The organism is Myxococcus sp. CA040A (assembly GCF_013336725.1).
GTDB classification, from domain to species: domain Bacteria; phylum Myxococcota; class Myxococcia; order Myxococcales; family Myxococcaceae; genus Myxococcus; species Myxococcus llanfairpwllgwyngyllgogerychwyrndrobwllllantysiliogogogochensis.
The window spans coordinates 1-18,058 of sequence record NZ_JABUMR010000014.1; the positions used below are offsets into that span (position 1 = coordinate 1).

General features: G+C 68.0%; 14 protein-coding genes. 11 read left to right on the forward strand and 3 right to left on the reverse strand.

Features of this window, described 5'->3' with window-relative positions:
• Positions 1 to 130 precede the first annotated feature (130 nt).
• Positions 131 to 985: an alpha/beta fold hydrolase gene (locus HUA75_RS41080; RefSeq protein ID WP_174489544.1), complete on the reverse strand. Its 855-nt coding sequence runs from the start codon at positions 983 to 985 to the stop codon at positions 131 to 133.
• Between the two features lie 339 nt (positions 986 to 1,324).
• On the opposite strand from HUA75_RS41080, the gene mltG reads away from it, so the two are divergent.
• From mltG to HUA75_RS41100, 4 genes are all read left to right on the forward strand, one after another.
• Positions 1,325 to 2,341 (forward strand): endolytic transglycosylase MltG, encoded by a 1,017-nt coding sequence (mltG, locus tag HUA75_RS41085; protein WP_141648576.1) that lies wholly within the window; start codon positions 1,325 to 1,327, stop codon positions 2,339 to 2,341.
• A 199-nt stretch (positions 2,342 to 2,540) separates the two neighbouring features.
• Complete coding sequence (locus HUA75_RS41090; RefSeq protein WP_371746312.1) at positions 2,541 to 5,450, forward strand: DNRLRE domain-containing protein; 2,910 nt, start codon at positions 2,541 to 2,543, stop codon at positions 5,448 to 5,450.
• Between the two features lie 137 nt (positions 5,451 to 5,587).
• The gene (locus HUA75_RS41095; RefSeq protein WP_174489545.1) at positions 5,588 to 8,569 is read left to right on the forward strand and encodes a DNRLRE domain-containing protein; all 2,982 of its coding nucleotides are present in this window, start codon (positions 5,588 to 5,590) and stop codon (positions 8,567 to 8,569) included.
• Positions 8,570 to 8,853: 284 nt separating this feature from the next.
• A complete protein-coding gene (locus HUA75_RS41100) occupies positions 8,854 to 9,393 on the forward strand; it encodes a hypothetical protein (protein WP_141649182.1) in 540 nt (179 codons plus the stop codon).
• Between the two features lie 55 nt (positions 9,394 to 9,448).
• Here the strand turns inward: HUA75_RS41100 and HUA75_RS41105 are convergent, their stop codons facing one another.
• Entirely contained in the window at positions 9,449 to 9,787 is a 339-nt protein-coding gene (locus HUA75_RS41105) for a TerB family tellurite resistance protein (RefSeq protein WP_141649183.1), read from the reverse strand.
• Between the two features lie 90 nt (positions 9,788 to 9,877).
• On the opposite strand from HUA75_RS41105, the gene HUA75_RS41110 reads away from it, so the two are divergent.
• The 7 genes from HUA75_RS41110 to HUA75_RS41140 all read left to right on the forward strand — a co-directional run bounded on the left by HUA75_RS41110 (position 9,878) and on the right by HUA75_RS41140 (position 16,766).
• Entirely contained in the window at positions 9,878 to 10,387 is a 510-nt protein-coding gene (locus tag HUA75_RS41110) for a GNAT family N-acetyltransferase (protein WP_141649184.1), read from the forward strand.
• Positions 10,388 to 10,494: 107 nt separating this feature from the next.
• On the forward strand, positions 10,495 to 11,892 hold the full coding sequence (gene selA, locus HUA75_RS41115; RefSeq protein WP_174462025.1) for an L-seryl-tRNA(Sec) selenium transferase: 1,398 nt from the start codon (positions 10,495 to 10,497) through the stop codon (positions 11,890 to 11,892).
• A complete protein-coding gene (locus HUA75_RS41120; RefSeq protein WP_141647233.1) occupies positions 11,889 to 12,482 on the forward strand; it encodes an HNH endonuclease in 594 nt (197 codons plus the stop codon). The genes selA and HUA75_RS41120 overlap by 4 nt, the downstream gene beginning before the upstream one ends.
• Positions 12,483 to 12,704: 222 nt before the next feature.
• Positions 12,705 to 13,658: a P-loop NTPase gene (locus HUA75_RS41125; RefSeq protein WP_141647234.1), complete on the forward strand. Its 954-nt coding sequence runs from the start codon at positions 12,705 to 12,707 to the stop codon at positions 13,656 to 13,658.
• Positions 13,655 to 15,364 (forward strand): helix-turn-helix domain-containing protein, encoded by a 1,710-nt coding sequence (locus tag HUA75_RS41130; protein ID WP_174489546.1) that lies wholly within the window; start codon positions 13,655 to 13,657, stop codon positions 15,362 to 15,364. Before HUA75_RS41125 ends, HUA75_RS41130 begins: the two co-directional genes overlap by 4 nt.
• An 84-nt stretch (positions 15,365 to 15,448) precedes the next feature.
• Positions 15,449 to 15,712 carry a hypothetical protein gene (locus tag HUA75_RS41135; RefSeq protein WP_141647231.1) on the forward strand — a complete coding sequence of 88 codons (264 nt, stop codon included), beginning with the start codon at positions 15,449 to 15,451 and terminating at the stop codon, positions 15,710 to 15,712.
• A gap of 10 nt (positions 15,713 to 15,722) precedes the next feature.
• Positions 15,723 to 16,766 carry an RluA family pseudouridine synthase gene (locus tag HUA75_RS41140; RefSeq protein ID WP_141647230.1) on the forward strand — a complete coding sequence of 348 codons (1,044 nt, stop codon included), beginning with the start codon at positions 15,723 to 15,725 and terminating at the stop codon, positions 16,764 to 16,766.
• Here the strand turns inward: HUA75_RS41140 and HUA75_RS41145 are convergent.
• A complete protein-coding gene (locus HUA75_RS41145; RefSeq protein ID WP_141647229.1) occupies positions 16,747 to 18,057 on the reverse strand; it encodes an HD-GYP domain-containing protein in 1,311 nt (436 codons plus the stop codon). The genes HUA75_RS41140 and HUA75_RS41145 overlap by 20 nt on opposite strands.
• Position 18,058 lies beyond the last annotated feature (1 nt).

An 18,058-nucleotide genomic window follows, 5' to 3' on the forward strand; every position in this document is an offset into this window, starting at 1 on the left:
CACAGCCGGTCGAACGCCCCCTCATCCGCAGAGGGCAAATACCCGAATGGACCTCTTCCCACGCAACCGCCTCCTTGTATGCGGTCGCGGCAGTATGATCCTTCTCGCCCTTAACTGATCGGCATTGCCGCTAGCCCTTGATGAATAGCAGCAGGTCCTCGTTGATGACGTCCTTGTGGGTCGAGCACATGCCGTGGGGGAAGCCCTTGTAGACCTTCAACTGCGCGCCCTTCACGAGCGTGGCGGTAATCTTCCCCGCGCCCTCGAAGGGGACAATCTGGTCGTCGTCGCCGTGCATCACCAACGTGGGCACGTCGAACTTCGCCAGGTCCGCGCGGAAGTCCGTCTCCGAGAAGGCCTTGATGGTGTCGTACTCGGACTTCAGCGAGCCCTGCAGACCCTGAAGGCGGAAGCTCTCCCTCAGGCCCTCGGAGACCTTCGCTCCCGGCCGGTTGAAGCCGTAGAACGCCATGCTCAGGTCTTTGTAGAAGGTGGAGCGGTCGCCACACACGCCTGAGCGGATGTCGTCGAAGACCTTCATGGGCAGGCCGTTCGGGTGCCAGTCCGTCTTGAGCATGATGGGAGGCACGGCGCCAATGAGCACGGCCTTGGCGACGCGAGAAGTCCCGTGGCGGCCGATGTACCGCGCCACCTCGCCGCCGCCCGTCGAGTGGCCGACGTGCACGGCCTTGCGCAAGTCGAGCGCGGCGGTCAGCTCCGCGAGGTCATCCGCGAAGTGGTCCATGTCGTGGCCTTCCCAGGGCTGTGACGAACGCCCGTTGCCACGACGATCATGCGCGATGGTGCGGAAGCCTCGTTCGGACAGGTACATCATCTGGTCTTCCCAGGCATCGGCCGTGAGCGGCCAGCCATGGGAGAAGACGATGGGTTGTCCGTCCTTGGGACCCCAGTCCTTGAAGTAGATCTGGGTTCCGTCGCGAGTCGAAAGGTAGCTGCCCTGGAGCTTGCCGGCTTGAGTGGCCATACGAGGGTCCTCGGGTCGTGGGTAGATGCAACGGTTGCGAAGATGTGCCCCGTGTTCATGACCTGCCATCGGCCCCTGTCTCTCTGGCTCCTATACGAAAGGTTGAGAGGGGCTGACCCTCTGGACAAAGGACGCCGCCGCGTTTTGTCGCCATCGTCACGCGCACGTTCGCGAGGGAGTTCGCACCTGGCGGCCAGCCGGAACGGATGACCCGAGGCAGGGGGATTAGGAGGGCCGTGGCCCGTGCCGCCTGGTTGGTGGCCGGGCCAGCGCCCGGGAGCGGACATCCGGTGACTCGAATGGATGCACGGCGGGACGACGGTGCTACCCTGCGCCGCGATGAAGAAAGTCCTCGTGAGTCTGGCAGTGGTCTTCGTGCTGTTGGCGGCTGCGGGTGTGGGTGCGTTCTGGTGGGTGGAGCAGGCGGCGCATCAAGCCGTCGCGGCCCCCGGCGCGACCCCCGTGGAGTTCACCGTCCCCAAGGGCACCTCCGGGAGAGGTCTGGGCGTGCTGCTCGCCAACCAGGGCCTCATCCGTGATGCGCGGGTGTGGCGCTGGCATCTCTTCCGTCGTGGCTCGTTCTCGCCCAAGGCGGGACGACACCCGGTGAGTCCGTCCATGACGGTGGCGGAGCTGGCCACGGTGCTGGAGGGCAACCCGCTCCCCGACGATATCCCGTTCCTGGTGGTGGAGGGCTGGCGCCTGCGGGACACCGACGCGGCGCTCACGGCGGCGGGCTTCATCACCGCGGGCGCGTACATCACCGCGGCCAGCAATCCCAGTCGCTTCACCGCGCCGTTCCCCCTGCCCACCACCACGCTGGAGGGCTACCTGTACCCGGAGTCCTACGGCGTGATTCCGGGGAAGTTCGACGTCGAGGACCTCATCCAGCGTCAGTTGAATGCCTTCGGGGAGCGCTTCTACACGCCCAACCGGGACGCCATCTCCAAGAGCGGGAGAACGCTGCATGAGGTGGTGGTGATGGCCTCCATGCTGGAGCGCGAGGAGCCCGTGCCGGACCAGCGTCCGCTGGTCGCGGGCATCCTCTGGAAGCGCGTGGACAAGGGCTATCCGCTCGGCGTGGACGCGACGTCGCGGTACGTGCTGGCGCAGTGGAATGACCGCAAGGCGTTCCTCCAGCGACTGAGGGACCCCGAGGACCCGTACAACACGCGTCATCGCAAGGGCCTGCCCCCGGGTCCCATCGGCGCGCCCACGGTGGCGTCGCTCCAGGCCGCCATGGCGCCCACGCCGAGCGAGTTCTGGTACTACCTGCACGACGCGCAGAAGACGCTGCGCCCCTCGCGCAACGCGGAAGAGCACGAGGCGCTGCGCCGCAAGTACAACGTGTACTGACGCCGCGGGACACGGTGCTCGCTCCCTCGCCCACCAGGTAGAGGGAGCGCACCGGCCCTGACTGGCGTGACTGTTGCTCACCCATCGTCTCCTCTGGTCTCAAGGGAGCGGTGACGTGAGGCGGATGACTGTCGGGGCGGGTTGGAGGGGCTGGGGAGTGCTGTTCGCGCTCCTGAGTGGGTGCGGGGCTTCCCAAGGTGTGGCGCCGAGTTCCACGGAGGTGGTCGCTCCTCCAGATGGCCGGCGTGAGGAACTCGTCACCCGGACGTTGACGTTCGTCGCGGCGGCGGACACGCACGTCGTGGCGACGTCTCCGACGACGAGCTTCGGCTCCTCGGAGACGCTGGTGCTCGGTCGCTCGCCCGATGCCGAAGCCTACCTCCGGTTCCTCATCCAGCCCTTCGAGGGCACGATGACGACCGCGCGCCTTCGCCTGTACGTGCTGGAGGGCACGGAGGACGGGCCCACCGTCTACGACCCTCCGGGTGTCCGGACATGGAACGAACTGACGACGTGGGACACCCGTCCTCAGTGGGGCGGCTATTGGGCGCTCGTCAGCGCGGGCCCCGTCGCCAGCGGGACGTGGATGGAGCTGGATGTCAGCGACCTGCACGTTTCCCAGAGCAGCTATCTCGACATCTTCATGGGGGGAGACAGCCCGGATGGCATGACGCTCGCGTCGAGCGAACACCCGGACCCCGCGCTGCGCCCCCAGCTCGTCCTCACCATCGAGTCCGCGAAGGACCATCCGCCTCCGCGCCCCGAGCCACTCCCGGTGTCGGGTACGCCCGTTTCGTTCGCTCCGAGCGCTGACACGTTTGTCTCCGTGGATGTGCCGGACTCCTCGGCCGGTGGTGTGTCGGAGGCGCTTCGCGTCGGGAGCACGCCGGAGCGAGAGGCGCATCTTCGCTTCTCCGTGCAGGGGCTGACGGAAACGGTGCAGCGCGCGGTGTTGCGCCTGCGCGTTCGCGAGGATGGCACGGAGGGAGGGCCCTCGGTCTTCGCCACGCAGGGGGCATGGAGCGAGGCTGTCACCTGGAACACGCGCCCGACGAAGGTGGGCGGCTCGCTGGACCGCGCACCGTTCCTCGCGCCGTTCGGCTTCGCGGACTACGACGTGACGGAACAGGTGCGAGGCGATGGCGACGTCACCTTCGGCCTGTATGCGAACTCCGGCGACGAGGTGTCGTTCCACTCGCGAGAGGTCCTCGCGCTCGAGCCCCAATTGCTCGTCTGGACGGGGGCGCCCCGGACTGCTCCGACGGATGACTGCCTGACACGCCAGGAGGTCCTCGCGACCTCCATCCTCGCGTCGCAGGACACCTTCGTCACGCCGGACAGCCCCACCACGCAGCATTACCGCGAGGCCTCGTTGCGTGTGGATGCGTCACCGCGCGCGGAGAGCTACCTGGAGTTCGACGTACAACTGGGGGCGGCGCCGGTCCGCCGCGTGTTGCTGCGCCTCTATGCACTGGATGCCTCCGGGAATGGGCCCCGGTTGTTCAAGGCCGCGCCGTTCGATGAGGCGACGACGGACTGGTATCGCAAGCCCGCCATCATGGGGGGCGTGGTGGGGGACCTGGGGGCGCTGAAGAAGGACCAGTGGGTGGAGCTGGACGTGACGGACGTGGTGACGACGTCGGGGCGTCACGCCTTCGCGTTGCTCGATGGTTCCGCGGATGGGATGCGCTTCGCCTCGTCCGAGATGGAGGAGCGAGGGCTGCTCTCCGTCGCGCCGCGACTGGTGGTCATCACCGAAAGCGAGCCCTTCTGTTCCTACCAGGGCACGCCTCCATCAGGCTCGACGGCGTGGGTGACTCAGTCGAGCGACCCCTCGGCGGAGCTTTCGACTCACTCGGCCCCCGCGCTCGACGGCGGCTTCGTCGTCATCAGCAGGGTGGAGCAACCGGTGACCGGTCCCCTGTCTTCCGAGCGGACGGATGTCGTCACCCTTCACCGCGCGGATGGGAGCGTCGCGTGGAGCCGCGCGTTCTCCCAGTCGCAGGTGTCCTTCGAGCGCGTGGTGGTGACGAAGCAGGGCAACGTCCTGGTGGCGGGGAGCTACCTCGGTGCACCGGACCTGGGCACGGGCGCGCTGCCGCGAGGGCAGGGCATGTTCGTGATGAAGCTTTCGCCCACGGGCGGGGTGGTCTGGACGCGTGGCTACAAGGCGTGGTTCCAGCGGATGGACGAGTCCGTCGACAACCCGATGCAGGTGCTCGACCTGGCGACGGACGCGCATGGCAGCGCGCTCGTGGTGGGGACCTTCTGGGGCTACACGGACTTCGGAGCGGGGCCCGTCTATTCCGGCAAGCCGTTCCCGTATGACGACACGTATCCGAACTCCTTCGTCCTGAAGCTCCAGTGGGACGGCGCCTATCAGTGGGCGCGCACGCTGACGTCGGACTCGCTCCGGGGCGCCCAGGCGACAAGCGTGGCGGTGGACGCGGAGGAGAGCGTCACCGTCGGCGGCTGGGCGGGGCAGGGCACGGACTTTGGAGCGGGCGCCATCACCCAGAACGGCGCCTTCGTGGCGCGCTGGGACGCGAGCGGTGCACCTGTCTGGTCCCGGGTCATCCCGGTCTATTTCAGTGGGCTGTCCACGCTGGCGTTGTTGCCCGACGGCGGCGTCGTCTTCACGGGGAAATTTGGAGGCCGCTTCACGTTCGCCGGGCAGGAGTACGCGAGCAGGGAGCCGGACGAATACGATGGCGGGCCGCGCGACACGATGCTGGGCCGCCTGAGCGCGACGGGCGCCGAGGTGACGCTGAGGCAGCTCCAGGACGTCGACTTCCATGACCTGGTGGTGGATGCGTCGGGGAACGTCGTGACGTCGCAGCTTGGAGGCGGAAGCAGGCTGGGGCTCGGGGACGTCGGTCCGACGGAAGAGGGTGCGTCGTTGCGCCCGACGGTGGCGGGCTTCGGCGTCGACCTGCGGACGCGCTGGGTTCGCGTGTTCGATCCGCTCCAGTCGCAGCTCCTCCTGTCTCCGGTGAGTGATGGCCTCGTGGTGACCGCGGACCTCAAGACGCCCTTCGAGCTGGAGGGCACCTGGTACACGCCCCGCGAGCGTCGCTCGGACTTGCTGCACTTCAAGCTCCGCCCTTGAGCGATGCGGGCACCCCGCGAGACTTCCAACGGACAGATGGATTGGCGCACCTGTTGCTCACGCATCGTCCTGGCTGGACCCGAAGGAGAGATGACGTGAGATACGTGACAGGCGGAGTGGTGGGTTGGAGTCTGGGAATGGCGCTCGCACTCCTGGGTGGGTGTGGGAGTTCCCAGGGTGAAGTGTCTGCTTCCACCCTGGATGTGGCCCCGGACGGCCAGCGGCGTGACGAACTCAATACACAGACGGTGACGTTCATCGCGGCGGCGGACACGCACGTGGTGGCGACGTCACCGACGACGAGCTTTGGCTCGTCACCGACGATGGAGGTGGATCGGTCTCCAGAGTCGGAGGCGTACCTTCGCTTCCTCATCACCCCGTTCGAGGGGACGCTGACGACGGCGCGACTGCGGGTCTACGCGTTGGATGGCTCGTCGGATGGGCCCACCGCGCATGACCCCCGGTTGGATGGACGCAACTGGAACGAGCTGACGACGTGGAACACACGTCCGCCCCCGGCCAACAACATCCTCGCCAGCGCGGGCGCAGTGACGAGCGGCACCTGGATTGAGCTGGATATCTCCGACCTGCACATCTCCCAGAACGCCTATACCGACATCCACCTGCGGCCCGACAGCACGGATGGAGTGACGATTGCGTCGAGCGAACATCCAAACGCCGCGCTGCGTCCCCAGCTCGTCCTCACCGTTGAGTCGGCGGAGGACCATCCTCCGCACCGTCCCACGCCGCTCCCGGTGTCGGGTCCGCCCACGCTCTTCAACGCGAGCGCCGACACGTATGTCTCCGAGGCCGCGCCGGGCTCCTCGGCCGGAGGCACGTCGCGGAAGCTGTGGGTGGACAATGGCCAGAAGCGCGAGGCGTATCTGCGCTTCTCGGTGCAAGGCCTGACGGAGACCGTCCAACGCGCGATTCTGCGTTTGAACGTCTCCGACGAGGGCACGGCGGGAGGTCCCTCCGTGTATGCGATTCAGGGGGCCTGGAATGAGTCGAGCGTCACCTGGAATACGCGCCCGCAGCGGGTGGGCGGCGTGCTGTCCTATGTTCCGTTCCTCTCGCCCCTCGGCACCGTGGAATACGACGTGACGGACCTGGTGCGAGGCAATGGCGACGTCTCGTTCGGGTTGTATGGGAACTCGACCACCCCGGTGACGTTCGTCTCCCGGGAGTCCTCCTCCGTGCCCGGGCCTCAGCTCCTCGTCTGGACGGGTGCGTCCCGCACGGCGCCGGGGGATGCGTGCCTGACGCGTCGGGAGATTGTCTCGACGACCCTCTACCCGCTGCACGACACCTATATCGACCAGTACCGTCCGGACACGACGTTCCACCGCGAGGCGTCGCTGAAGGTGGACACGCGGCCGGGGTTCTACAGCTACCTCGACTTCGACGTGCAGTTGCCGCCGGGACAGGTGCGCCGCGTGTTGCTCCAGTTGTATGCGCTGGAGGCCTCGGACCGCGCGCCCCGACTCCTCAAGTCCGTTCCGTTCGACCCGAAGGAGACCACCTGGTCTCACCCTCCGCCCTTCGTCAATGAAGTCCTCGCCGACGCGTGGGCGGTGAAGAAGGACGAGTGGGTGGAGTACGACGTGACGGCCACCGTCACCACCTCGGGCCGCCATGCCTTCCAGCTATATCCCTCCTCGAACGACGGTCTGAGCTTCGCGTCGGTGGATGCGTCGAGGGAGCAGATTTTGGACGCCGCGCCCCGCCTGGTCGTCGTCACGGAGAGCGCGCCGTTCTGCTCGTACCGAGGCACGCAGCCGGCGGGGACCACCACTTGGGTGAAGCAGTCAAACCGTCCCGAGGCGGAGCGCGCGATTCACACAGCCCCCGCGCCGGATGGTGGCTTCGCCGTGCTCAGCGCGGTGGAGCAGACGCAGGATGGGCCATACTCGGCGGCGGAGACGGACGTCGTCACGCTCCACCGCGCGGACGGCGGCGTTGCGTGGACGCGCGAGTTCGCGCACCCGGGGGTCACCTTCAGGAAGGTGGCGGTGACCACCCTGGGCAACGTGCTCGCCGCGGGCGAGTACTCCGGCGCACCTGACCTGGGCAAGGGCCCGCTGCCACAGGGGCGGGGCATGTTCCTGATGAAGCTCACGCCCACGGGCGCGGTGGACTGGACGCGGGGCTACCGGTCCTGGAGCCAGGGAGAGGACGGCCCCGAGGACAACATCATCCCCGTGTACGACCTGGCGACGGACGCGCATGGCAGCGCCGTGGTGACGGGCGGCTTCTGGGGGCATGCCGACTTCGGAGCCGGGCCTGTCTACTCCGGCAAGCCGCGCCCCTATGACGACGAGGGCCCCAACTCCTTCGTCCTGAAGGTCCAGTGGGACGGTGCCTACCAGTGGGCGCGGGTGCTGGCCGGGCAGTCGCTGCGTGGCACCCAGGCGGTGAGCGTGGCCGTGGACGCCCAGGAGAACGTCACCGTCGGTGGCTGGGCGGCCCAGGGCACCGACTTTGGCGCAGGCGCAATCACAGGCCAGGGCCCGTTCGTGGCGCGGTGGAGCGTGAGCGGTGCGCCGCTGTGGGCCTGGCTGCTGCCCACGACCTACGGCCACTACGCGGACGTGCTCGAGGTGGGCGTCCTTCCAGACGGGAGCGTGGCCTTCACGGGGAACTTCGACGGTCGCTTCACCTTCGCGGGCACGTCCTACGCGAGCCTGGAGCCGGACGACTTCTACGACGGGCAGCGTGACGCCCTGTTGGGGCGGCTGAGCGCGACGGGCGCGGAGGCGGCGCTAAGGCAGTTCCAGGACGACAGGGGCCGCAGCCTGAGCTTCGGCTCGCTCGTCGTGGACGCGTCGGGCAACATCACGACGACTCAGTCCGGGTGGGGTCGCCTGTTGGGGCTCGGCTCCGTGGGGCTCCCCGAGGACGTGGCACCCGACCGCCCCACGCTGGCGGGCTTCGCTCCCAGTCTGGCGACGCGCTGGGTGCGCGTGTTGGATCCTCTCCAGTCGGGCCTCCACCTGGCGCCCGTGGGTGACGGGGTCATCGCGACGGGAAGCCTGGCCGCGCCCTTCGAGTTGGATGGGACCTGGTACACGCCCCGCCTGCGCCGGCTGGACCTGCTGCACGTCAAGCTCCGGCCCTGAGCGGCCCCAGCGGAAAATCCTACCGCGAGGCTTGGGGGCCGGGCGCCCCCGGGCTTCCTCGCGACGGAGTGGGTCGTGCCTGTCCCCCTGGACCCCGTCAGGCCGAGCCGGTGGTCCCCTCGCTGGTGGCGGAGCACCCGATGGGTCGCATGGCCACCGAGGAGGAAGTCACCTTCGCGACGCTCCAACCGCGTGCCCGGGGGGCCGGATTCGTGACGAGGGCCACACTCGCCGTCGATGGTGGCTTCCTCCCGGCCTGATCTGGGGTATTCACGACGGTAGACATGACTCAGCTCCCCAAGAAGCTCCAGGACCACGCCGATGCACTTGCAGCCGCGGACGAGAGACTGACCGCGCTGGACGAGGACGCGCTGCTCGCGGCCCCCGTCGACATCTCCGCGATGCTGCGAACCGGCATCGAACTCCACGAAGAGTTGACGGCCCAGTCGCGCACGCTGGAGACACGCGATTGTGTCGTCGTGACGGGTGACATGGACGTGGAGACCCTGGTGGTGAAGGGCCCCGGCGGCCTGCTCGTCCTCGGCGACCTGAAGGTCGGCACGGCGGAGCTGCACTCCATCGTGCTCGTGCTGGGCAACTGCCACGTCGCCGACCAGATTGTCGGCGAGGGCGAGCCGAACACGTTGACCGTCCTGGGCGAGATTCAGGGCGGACGCTGCGAGATGCGCAAGCAGTTCATCATGCAGTTCCTCGGCGGCGGCAAGCTCACCTCGCTGAAGGACAGCGAGGGCGGCGCGGCGGAGCTGCTGGAGCTGTTGAGTGGCGCGGGCAGCGAGCTGGAAGTCGACGAAGTCGACGCGTAGTCGCTGGACGGACACGGTGCCGGGAGCGCTCCTCCCGGCCCGCGTCCACGCTCAGTCAGCCCGCGACACCGAGCATCTCGCGAATCTGCCGCAGCATCTCGATTTCACTCGGATGGATGTGGCCATCGCTGGAGATGAGGGCGTGCGTCGCCTCGACGACCGCCTGGGGATTGGAGCGGAGGACTCCCAGGTTGGGGGCGGGCAGTGGGATTCCGTTCTGGAGGCACTTCGCCAGCTCGGCCAGCTCCGGCAACGGCACGCTCATGCCTCGCGCGGTATCCATGATGTGGTCGATTTCCTGGCGGCTCACGCCCTCGTCGCCACTGGCGACCTGGAGCAGCAGCTTGAGGACTTCAATCTGGAACCGGGAGTCGGGGCTCGAGGGGGTGGACATCCGTGGTACATCCTCCAAGGTGGCTCGCAGGCTGACGTGTCTGGACACTTCCGTCCAGGGCTGCCTCGGGCTTTCCGAGGAGATCTTCGCATGAAAGTCCTGGAGACGGAGCGGCTCGTCCTGCGCAGGGTGACGCAGGCGGATGCGCCCTTCATCCTGGTGTTGGTGAATGAGCCAGCGTGGCTGCGCTTCATTGGCGACCGGGGTGTGAAGACGCTCGAGGACGCGTGGGGCTACATCCGCAACGGCCCCCAGGTGTCGTACGAGCGCCATGGCTTCGGCCTGTACCTGGTGGAGCGCAAGTCGGACGGCGCGCCGCTGGGGATGTGTGGCCTGCTCAAGCGCGACTCGCTGGAGCACGTGGACATCGGCTATGCGCTGCTGCCCGCGTATTGGGGGCAGGGCTACGCCCAGGAGGCTGTCTCCGCCACGCTCGCTCACGGGTTGCGCGACTTCGGCTTGAAGCGCATCGCGGCCATCGTCTCGAACGACAACGCCAGCTCCATCAAGGTGCTGTCGCGGCTGGGGCTGCGGTTCGAGAAGCACATCCGGCTGCCTGGGGCGACCGAGGAAATCAGCCTGTACCTGACGCCCCCCTGAGTCGAGCGCGGAGCACCGCGCGGCACCCGGGCGCGAGCGGGCCGTCACCTGCCTGACACCTCCCCGTCGTTTGGAGATTGGGTGCCACGTCTCCTAGACTCGGAGACGTGGGACCCCCGTCGAACAATGTAGACGGTGGGAAGAACGCGCTCTTGCGCGCCCTCCCCTCCATCGAGCAGCTCCTGCGGCGGCCTTCGCTGGAGCCGCTGCTTGCGGGTGTCCCCAGGGCCAGGGCCGTGTCCGCGCTGAGGTTGGCAGTGGAGCGCGCGCGGGCCCGGCTGCTCCAGGGTGAGCCGCGCTCCTTCGAGGACGCGGACGTGGGCGAGGCGCTGAGCACGCTGGCCACGCCGGGCCTGCGTCCCGTGCTGAACGCGACGGGCGTGGTGCTGCACACCAACCTGGGTCGCGCGCCGCTCGCGCCCGAGGCGGTGGCGCGGGTGGCCGAGGTGGCGCGAGGGTACTCGAACCTCGAATACGACCTGGACGAAGGCGAGCGCGGCAGCAGGTATGCGCCGGTGGTGGGGCTGTTGCGTCAGTTGACCGGCGCGGAGGATGCGCTCGTCGTCAACAACTGCGCGGGGGCCGTATTGCTGGTGTTGGCGGCGCTGGCGGGGGGGCGCGAGTGCATCGTGTCGCGCGGGGAGCTGGTGGAGATTGGCGGTGGCTTCCGCGTGCCGGATGTCATGCGTCAGTCGGGCGCGAAGCTGGTGGAGGTGGGGACCACGAACCGCACGCGCGTGGCGGACTACTCGAGCGTGGTGGGCGCGGAGACGGGGCTGTTGCTGAAGGTGCACCGCTCCAACTTCGCGGTGGTGGGCTTCACGGAGGAGGCGAGCGTGGCGGAGCTGTCCGCGCTCGGGCGGCAGCGCGGCGTGCCCGTGTTCCAGGACCTGGGCTCGGGGGCGCTGGTGCCCATGGCGGGAGAGGGCTTGAGCCAGGAGCCCACGGTGCCCGGAGTCGTGGCCGCGGGGGCGGACGTGGTGGCGTTCTCCGGGGACAAGCTGCTGGGCGGGCCGCAGGCGGGCGTGGTGGTGGGACGTTCCGCGCTGGTGTCGCGCATCAAGGCGCACCCGCTGACGCGGGCGTTGCGTGTGGACAAGCTGACGGTGGCCGCGCTGGAGGCCACGTTGGAGCTGTACCGGGACGGCAGGCCGGAGGCCGTGCCCACCTACAGACTGCTTGCCCAGTCGTCCGAGGAGCTGCGCGCACGGGCGCTGCGGCTCCAGGCGTTGCTGGCCGAACAGGGTGTGAGTGCCCGGGTGGACGGGGTGGTGGGACAGGTGGGCGGGGGTGCCATGCCGCTGGCCCGGTTGCCTTCCTTCGCGTGCAGCCTCACCGTAGGTGCACCGGAATCATTCCTCGAACGCCTGCGCGGCGGCGAAGTGCCGGTTATTGGCAGGATCGCGGATGGCGAGGTGGTCCTCGACGTCCGCTGTCTCGCGAAGGAGGAACTCGCGTCGGTCGCTGAAAGCGTGGCGACCGCAAGTCCCGGGAAACCACCATGATCAACAGCGCCGTCCTCGTACTCAACCGGTACTACCAACCGGTGCACGTCACGTCGGTGAAGCGGGCGTTCTCGCTGCTGTATCAGGGCGTCGCCAAGGCGATTGACCAGCAGTACCGACTCTACGAGTTCGCCGATTGGGCGGCACTGAGCGCCACCAACGACTGCATCACCACCATCAACCGGACCATCCGCGTTCCCCGGGTGCTGGTGCTCAGCGCGTATGACCATCTCCCGCGCGGGAGGGTGCGTTTCTCCCGGCTCAACATCTACGCGCGCGACGCGGACACCTGTCAGTACTGTGGCAAGAACCTCCCCCGCAGCGATTTGAACCTGGACCACGTCATGCCTCGGACCCAGGGCGGCAAGACGACGTGGGAGAATGTCGTGTGCTCGTGCGTGCCGTGCAACCTGAAGAAGGGGGGCCGCACGCCGGAGCAGGCCGACATGAGACTGCTCAAGAAGCCGGTGCGCCCGCGCTGGACTCCGCTGTTCCGAGGCGCTTCGCGCAAGGTGACGTATCAGGAGTGGTTGCCTTTCCTGCACCTCGCGGACGCGTCGTACTGGAACGTGGAGCTGCTGGACGAGTAGGGCGAAGCGCTCGGTCGCCTGTTCACTGGTCAGCCATGCGAGCCCTGTAAATCTGGGTGTCATCCCTCTCGGTGGTGGGGGGATTGATCGACGAAATGGCCGGGGATTGGCGGGGAGTCGACTCGGGCGGTAGGACGGGCTTTGATGCGACCGCCCATGTCCAAACCTTCGCGAGCGCCCCTGGCCGATGCCCGTGCCCTGGGGACCCCGACCTCCGAGCCGGTGCAGTCGGGGCCGCCGGGATTGGGACGACGTGCGCGGCCCCGTCGCATCATCGCCGTGGGCGGCGGGAAGGGTGGCATTGGCAAGTCGATGGTGTCCGCCAACCTGGGCGTGGCGCTGGCGCAGTCCGGGCTGAACGTGTTGCTGGTGGACGCGGACCTGGGCGGGGCCAACCTTCACACGTGTCTGGGTGTGGGGCAGCCGGAGGCGACGCTGTCCGACTTCTTGCGGCGCAACAAGGCGCGGCTGGAGGACGTCATCGTCCCGACAGGGGTGCCTCGGCTGTCGCTCATCGCGGGCGCGCAGGACGCGCTGGACGCGGCCAACCTCAAGTACGCGCAGAAGCAGAAGCTCTTGAAGACGCTGCTGGGGGCGCAGGCGGACTACCTCATCCTGGACCTGGGCGCGGGCACGAGCTTCAACACCATCGACTTCTTCATCATGGCGGACCATGGGCTGCTGGTGGTGTTGCCCGAGCCCACGTCGGTGGAGAACGCATACCGCTTCGCGAAGGCGGCCTTCTTCCGGCGGTTGCAGCAGATGGAGGCCGAGTACGGCATCGGGGACCTGGTGGACAGCGCCCTGACGACCCGGGAGGGCTCGCTGCGCACGCTGCATGACGTGCTCGAGCAGGTGAGGCGCAAGGACCCCGTGGGTGCGGAGCGACTGGAGCGAGAGCTGGCGGCCTTCCGCATCCGGCTGGTGGTGAACCAGGCCCGGACGGACGCGGACCTGAACGTGGGAACAGCCGTGGCCTCCGCGTGGAAGAAGTTCTTTGGGATCGACATGGATGACCTGGGTGCCATCCGGTATGACGATGAGGCGTGGCGCGCGGTGCGAAAGCGGCGCCCCGTATTGATTGAGCGGCCGGACTCCCCGGCGGCTCTGGCCATTCAACGCATCGCCTCGCGCTTGCTCGCAATCGACGGAACGCCCATTCCCGCCACGCCATGAAGCCCTTCGCGCAGCAGACCTATTACGAGCTCCTGGAGGTCCCTGTCACCGCGCAGATGGAGGAGATCCACGCCGCCTATTCGCGGTTGATGGAACTCTATGCGCCGGACTCCATCGCGGTGTACGCGCTCGTGGATGCGGATCAGGTGGACGCCCTCCGCGCCCGGATGACGGAGGCGATGGAGATCCTCACGGACGCCGACCTGCGCGTCGAGTACGACAAGGACCTGGGCCTGCCCGCGCGCAAGGTGGCCGAGGCCGTGATGGCACCCGCGAAGGACTCCGGCCCCGTGCAGCGCGCGGCCGAGGCGCTCGCGAGCGCGGTGGAGTCGTCGGCTTCGTCCTCTGCCTCCGAGGCAGGGAAGGGGACGGAGGAGCCGGAGCCCGAGCTGAGTGGGCCGGCGGCGTTCCGGGCCAGCTTCGTCAGTGGCTATTCGCTGTCGTACGTGACCAGCTCCTTGCAGTCCGCGCCGTTCGGCGGTGGGTTCGTGGGCATGCCCGCGGCGGGCAGGGTGGACGTCGGGTCTTCGCCCGCGCGCGGTGAGTCTGCCCCGGCGAATGTCGCGGAGGCGCGGACGGCGGAGAGCGTCGTGGCGCAGTCGAGCGCGGCGGGTTCCGCTTCGGTGGAAACAAGCGCGGATTCGTCCTCCGCCACGTCGTCGGCCGTCGTTCCGGCCAGTGCCGCCGCCGAGGCGTCGAACTCCGAGGCTCCCGACACCGCGAGCGCGACGAGCGCCCAGTCCGTGCCGGGCGTCGAGGCGCCCAGCAGCGCGAGTGTGGCAACTGCCCAGGCGGCGTCGAGCACCGAGGTTCCCGACAGCGCGAGTGTCGTAACTGCCCAGGCGGCGTCGAGCACCGAGGCTCCCGACAGCGCGAGTTCGGTGGCAGCTCAGGCGGCGTCGAGCACCGAGGCTCCCGACACCGCGAGCGCGACGAGCGCCCAGACCGAGCCAAGCGTCGAGGCTGCCATCCGCGCGAGTGCGGTCGCTGCCCAGGCGGCGTCGAGCACCGAGGGCTCCAGCATGAGCACGGCGGAGTCGGCCGGTGCGAGCGCGGAGGCTCAAGGCACCGAGGTTCCGGCGAGCCCCATCGCATCGACGCCAGCACCCACCGAAGATCCCTCGGTCGATGAGGCTCCCGTTGCGTCGAACGCGCAGGACGCTTCCGCGCAGCCGGTTGCACCCGTGTCGGCGGAGCCCCCCGCGCCCGAGCCGGCCACGTCCATCGTCGTGACGCCAACGACAGGTCGGTCGACGGGCACATCCCGTTCCATGCCTTCGACCGCGTCTGGCACGGGGGCGTCCGCGCAGACCCGGGGCGGCTCGGGCCGTCAGCTGGGAGAGGCACAGGTGCTCTCCCAGGACTCGGCCATCGCCACGGCCGAAGCCGCCCTGGCCCAGGTCTCCGCCCGCGTGCGCGATGTCCGTCCGCGCCTCCCGGACATCCCCGCCGACGCCGAGTTCAACGGCGAGCTGCTGCGCAGGGTCCGGGAGACTCGGGGCTTCACGCTCCATCAGGTGGCGGATCGCACCCGTATCTCCTTGCGTCATCTGGAGAACGTGGAGGCGGACCGTTACACGCTGCTGCCCCCGCCCGTGTACCTGCGAGGAATCCTCATGAACCTGGCCCGCGAGCTGGGGTTGGATCCGCTCCAGGTGTCCAGGAGCTATCTGGGCTTGGCTTCTGAGAAGTCGGGCAAGAAGTGATGCTGACCCGGGGAGCTGCCAACCTGCGCTCGTACCACAAGGAAAGTTGACTCCCCTCCGAGCGGTGCCTATGTAGGGAGGACGATGACGGACGAGGAAAAGATCAAGGCGATGCGGCTCGCCCGTGCGATTGCCTCGGATATCTCGCTCTACAACGAGCAGAAGATCATCAAGGGTATCGAGCAGGACAACCTCTTCGAGGTCCTCAAGGAGGAGCTGGAAGAGGGACGTGAGCTCTACAAGAGCCGCGTCAGCCAGGATGTCTACACGAACGCGAACTTCTTCGAGCGCGCCATCAACGACATCGTGTTGCGCTCCAAGGCGCACGTGAAGTCGAAGATCTGGTAGTCCGCTCCACGTGGCAGCGCCCGACACCCGAGATCATCGCGCCCCGCCGGCCTCACGCGGAGAGCGCATCGACCAGTACCTCGCCACCGTCTTCACCGACCTGACGCGTTCGCGCATCCGGGGCCTCATCGACGATGGGCACGTGCTCGTCGACGGCAGGCCCGTGAAGGCGGCGATGCGCCTGCGCGGTGGCGAGCTTCTCACCCTCCACGTTCCGGCCCCCGTGGCCGCCGCTCCTCAGGCCGAGGAGCTGCCCCTGTCCGTGTTGCACGAGGACAAGGACCTCGTCGTCGTCGACAAGGCGGCGGGCATGGTGGTGCACCCGGGCGCGGGACACGCGACGGGAACCCTGGTCAACGCGCTCTTGCATCGCGTGAAGGACCTGGCTGGCGTCGGCGGCGAGCTGCGCCCCGGCATCGTCCACCGCCTGGACAAGGACACCACGGGCTGCCTCGTCGTCGCCAAGAGCGAGCGGGCTCTCGTCGCGCTCCAGAAGTCCTTCAAGGGGCGCGAAGTCACCAAGACGTATCTGGCGCTGGTTCACGGCGTGCCCCCCGCGCAAGGGCGCATCGAGACGCTCTATGGCCGCCACCCGGTGAACCGTCAGCGCTTCACCGGGAAGGTGCGAGAGGGCAAGCCGGCCATCACCGTCTTCCGCGTGCTCGAGGCCTTTGACGGCGCCGCGCTGGTGGAGGTGGATCTGCTCACCGGCCGGACGCATCAGATTCGCGTCCACCTCACGGAGGCTGGCCACCCGTTGCTCGGGGACACGCTGTACGGCGCCGGGCGCAAGCCGAAGGGTGAGTCCGCGGCCGCGCAGGAGCGGTTGGGACGCCAGGCCCTGCACGCGTGGAAGCTGGCCTTCGCGCACCCGCGCACGGGCAAGGCGCTCTCGCTGGAGGCGCCCCTTCCCGAAGACTTCACCGCCGCGCTCGAGCTGCTGCGGGGCCCCCAGGCGCCACCGGAGCCCGAGCCGAAGGCGAAGCCGAAGAAGGCTCCCGCCCGGAAGACGACGACGAAGAAGCGCGCGGCGGCTACAAGCCGGAAACGCTGAGTGACTGCTGTCGCTTGGACAGCACCTTCACGGGCTGGATGGCCATGACGCGCATGAAGACCTCGAGCAGCTCGGGGTCGAACTTGTTGCGCATCTCCGTCCACATCAGCATCAGCGCGACTTCCGGGCCGTAGGCATCGCGGTACGGGCGCTTGGAGGTGAGCGCGTCGTACGCGTCGCAGATGGCGATGATCTTCGCGTAGGCCCCGAGGTTCGTCTTCGGGATGATCATCTGGATGTTGCCGCGCGAGTCGCGCACCGCGGTACCGAAGTCCGTCTTGTGCTCGAAGGTCGTCACGACGCGCAGCAGGGTGGAGCGACTGAAGCCCTTCTCCATGAGGATGTTGCGCACGGAGATGAGCGGCGCGCGCTGCACCGCCACGCGCTCCTCCGGAGTCAGCGCCCCGCGCTTGGTGGCCAGCTCCTCCGGCAGCGTCGTCATGCCCGCGTCGTGGAAGAGGGCGATGTAGCCCAGGTCTCGCAGCTGCGGCTTCGTGAGCCCCAGCTCCGCGCCGAAGACGATGCACATCAGGCACACGTTGACCTGGTGGTACACGAGGTAGTCGTCCTCGCGCCGCATCGTCGTCATGCCCAGGAAGTGGGTCTTCTGCTCGTAGCTGATGTCCACGAAGTCCTGCACCAGCCGCAGGGCCTTGGACGCGTTGATGGGTTTGCCCGCGCGCACCGACTCCAGGTACTTGCTGAGGAAGAACACCGAGCGGGCGTAGACGGTCATCGCGTACTTCTTGCGATCGACCTTCTGGTCGCCCACGTTGTTCATGTCCTTGTCGAGCTTCTCCTTGAGCTTGGAGAACTTGGCCACCCGCATGTTGAGCAGCTTGCGGCCCGCGAGTCCGTCCTCCTCGGAGGTGCTCGACTGCTCCTTGCTGAAGATCCAGATGAAGTTCTTCAGGTCCGGCACCGTCACCGGCTTGGTGAGCGTGAAGCCGCCGACGTCCTTGGCGCGCATCTCCGTCAGGAGATATCGCTGGTTCTCGATGGAGTTCAGGTCCACCTTCACCAGCATGCTGTTCAGGTAGAAGGAGTCCTTGACGCCCGCCAGCTCCAGTCGGCCTTCCTTGCCGATGATCTGGTTGATGATGTCCTGGAGCTGGTGCAGTGGCTTCTGGAAGACGCCGTTCTCCGGGTCATACATCTTCACGGAGCGCACCAGCATGTAGAGGCCGGCGACCATGGAGCGCGAGAGGGCCTGGAGCTTCTCGTTGTGCTCGCGGCCGAACTCGTTGGTGCTCTCGTCCTGGCTCTGGGTGATTTTGAGGTTCTCAGCCATG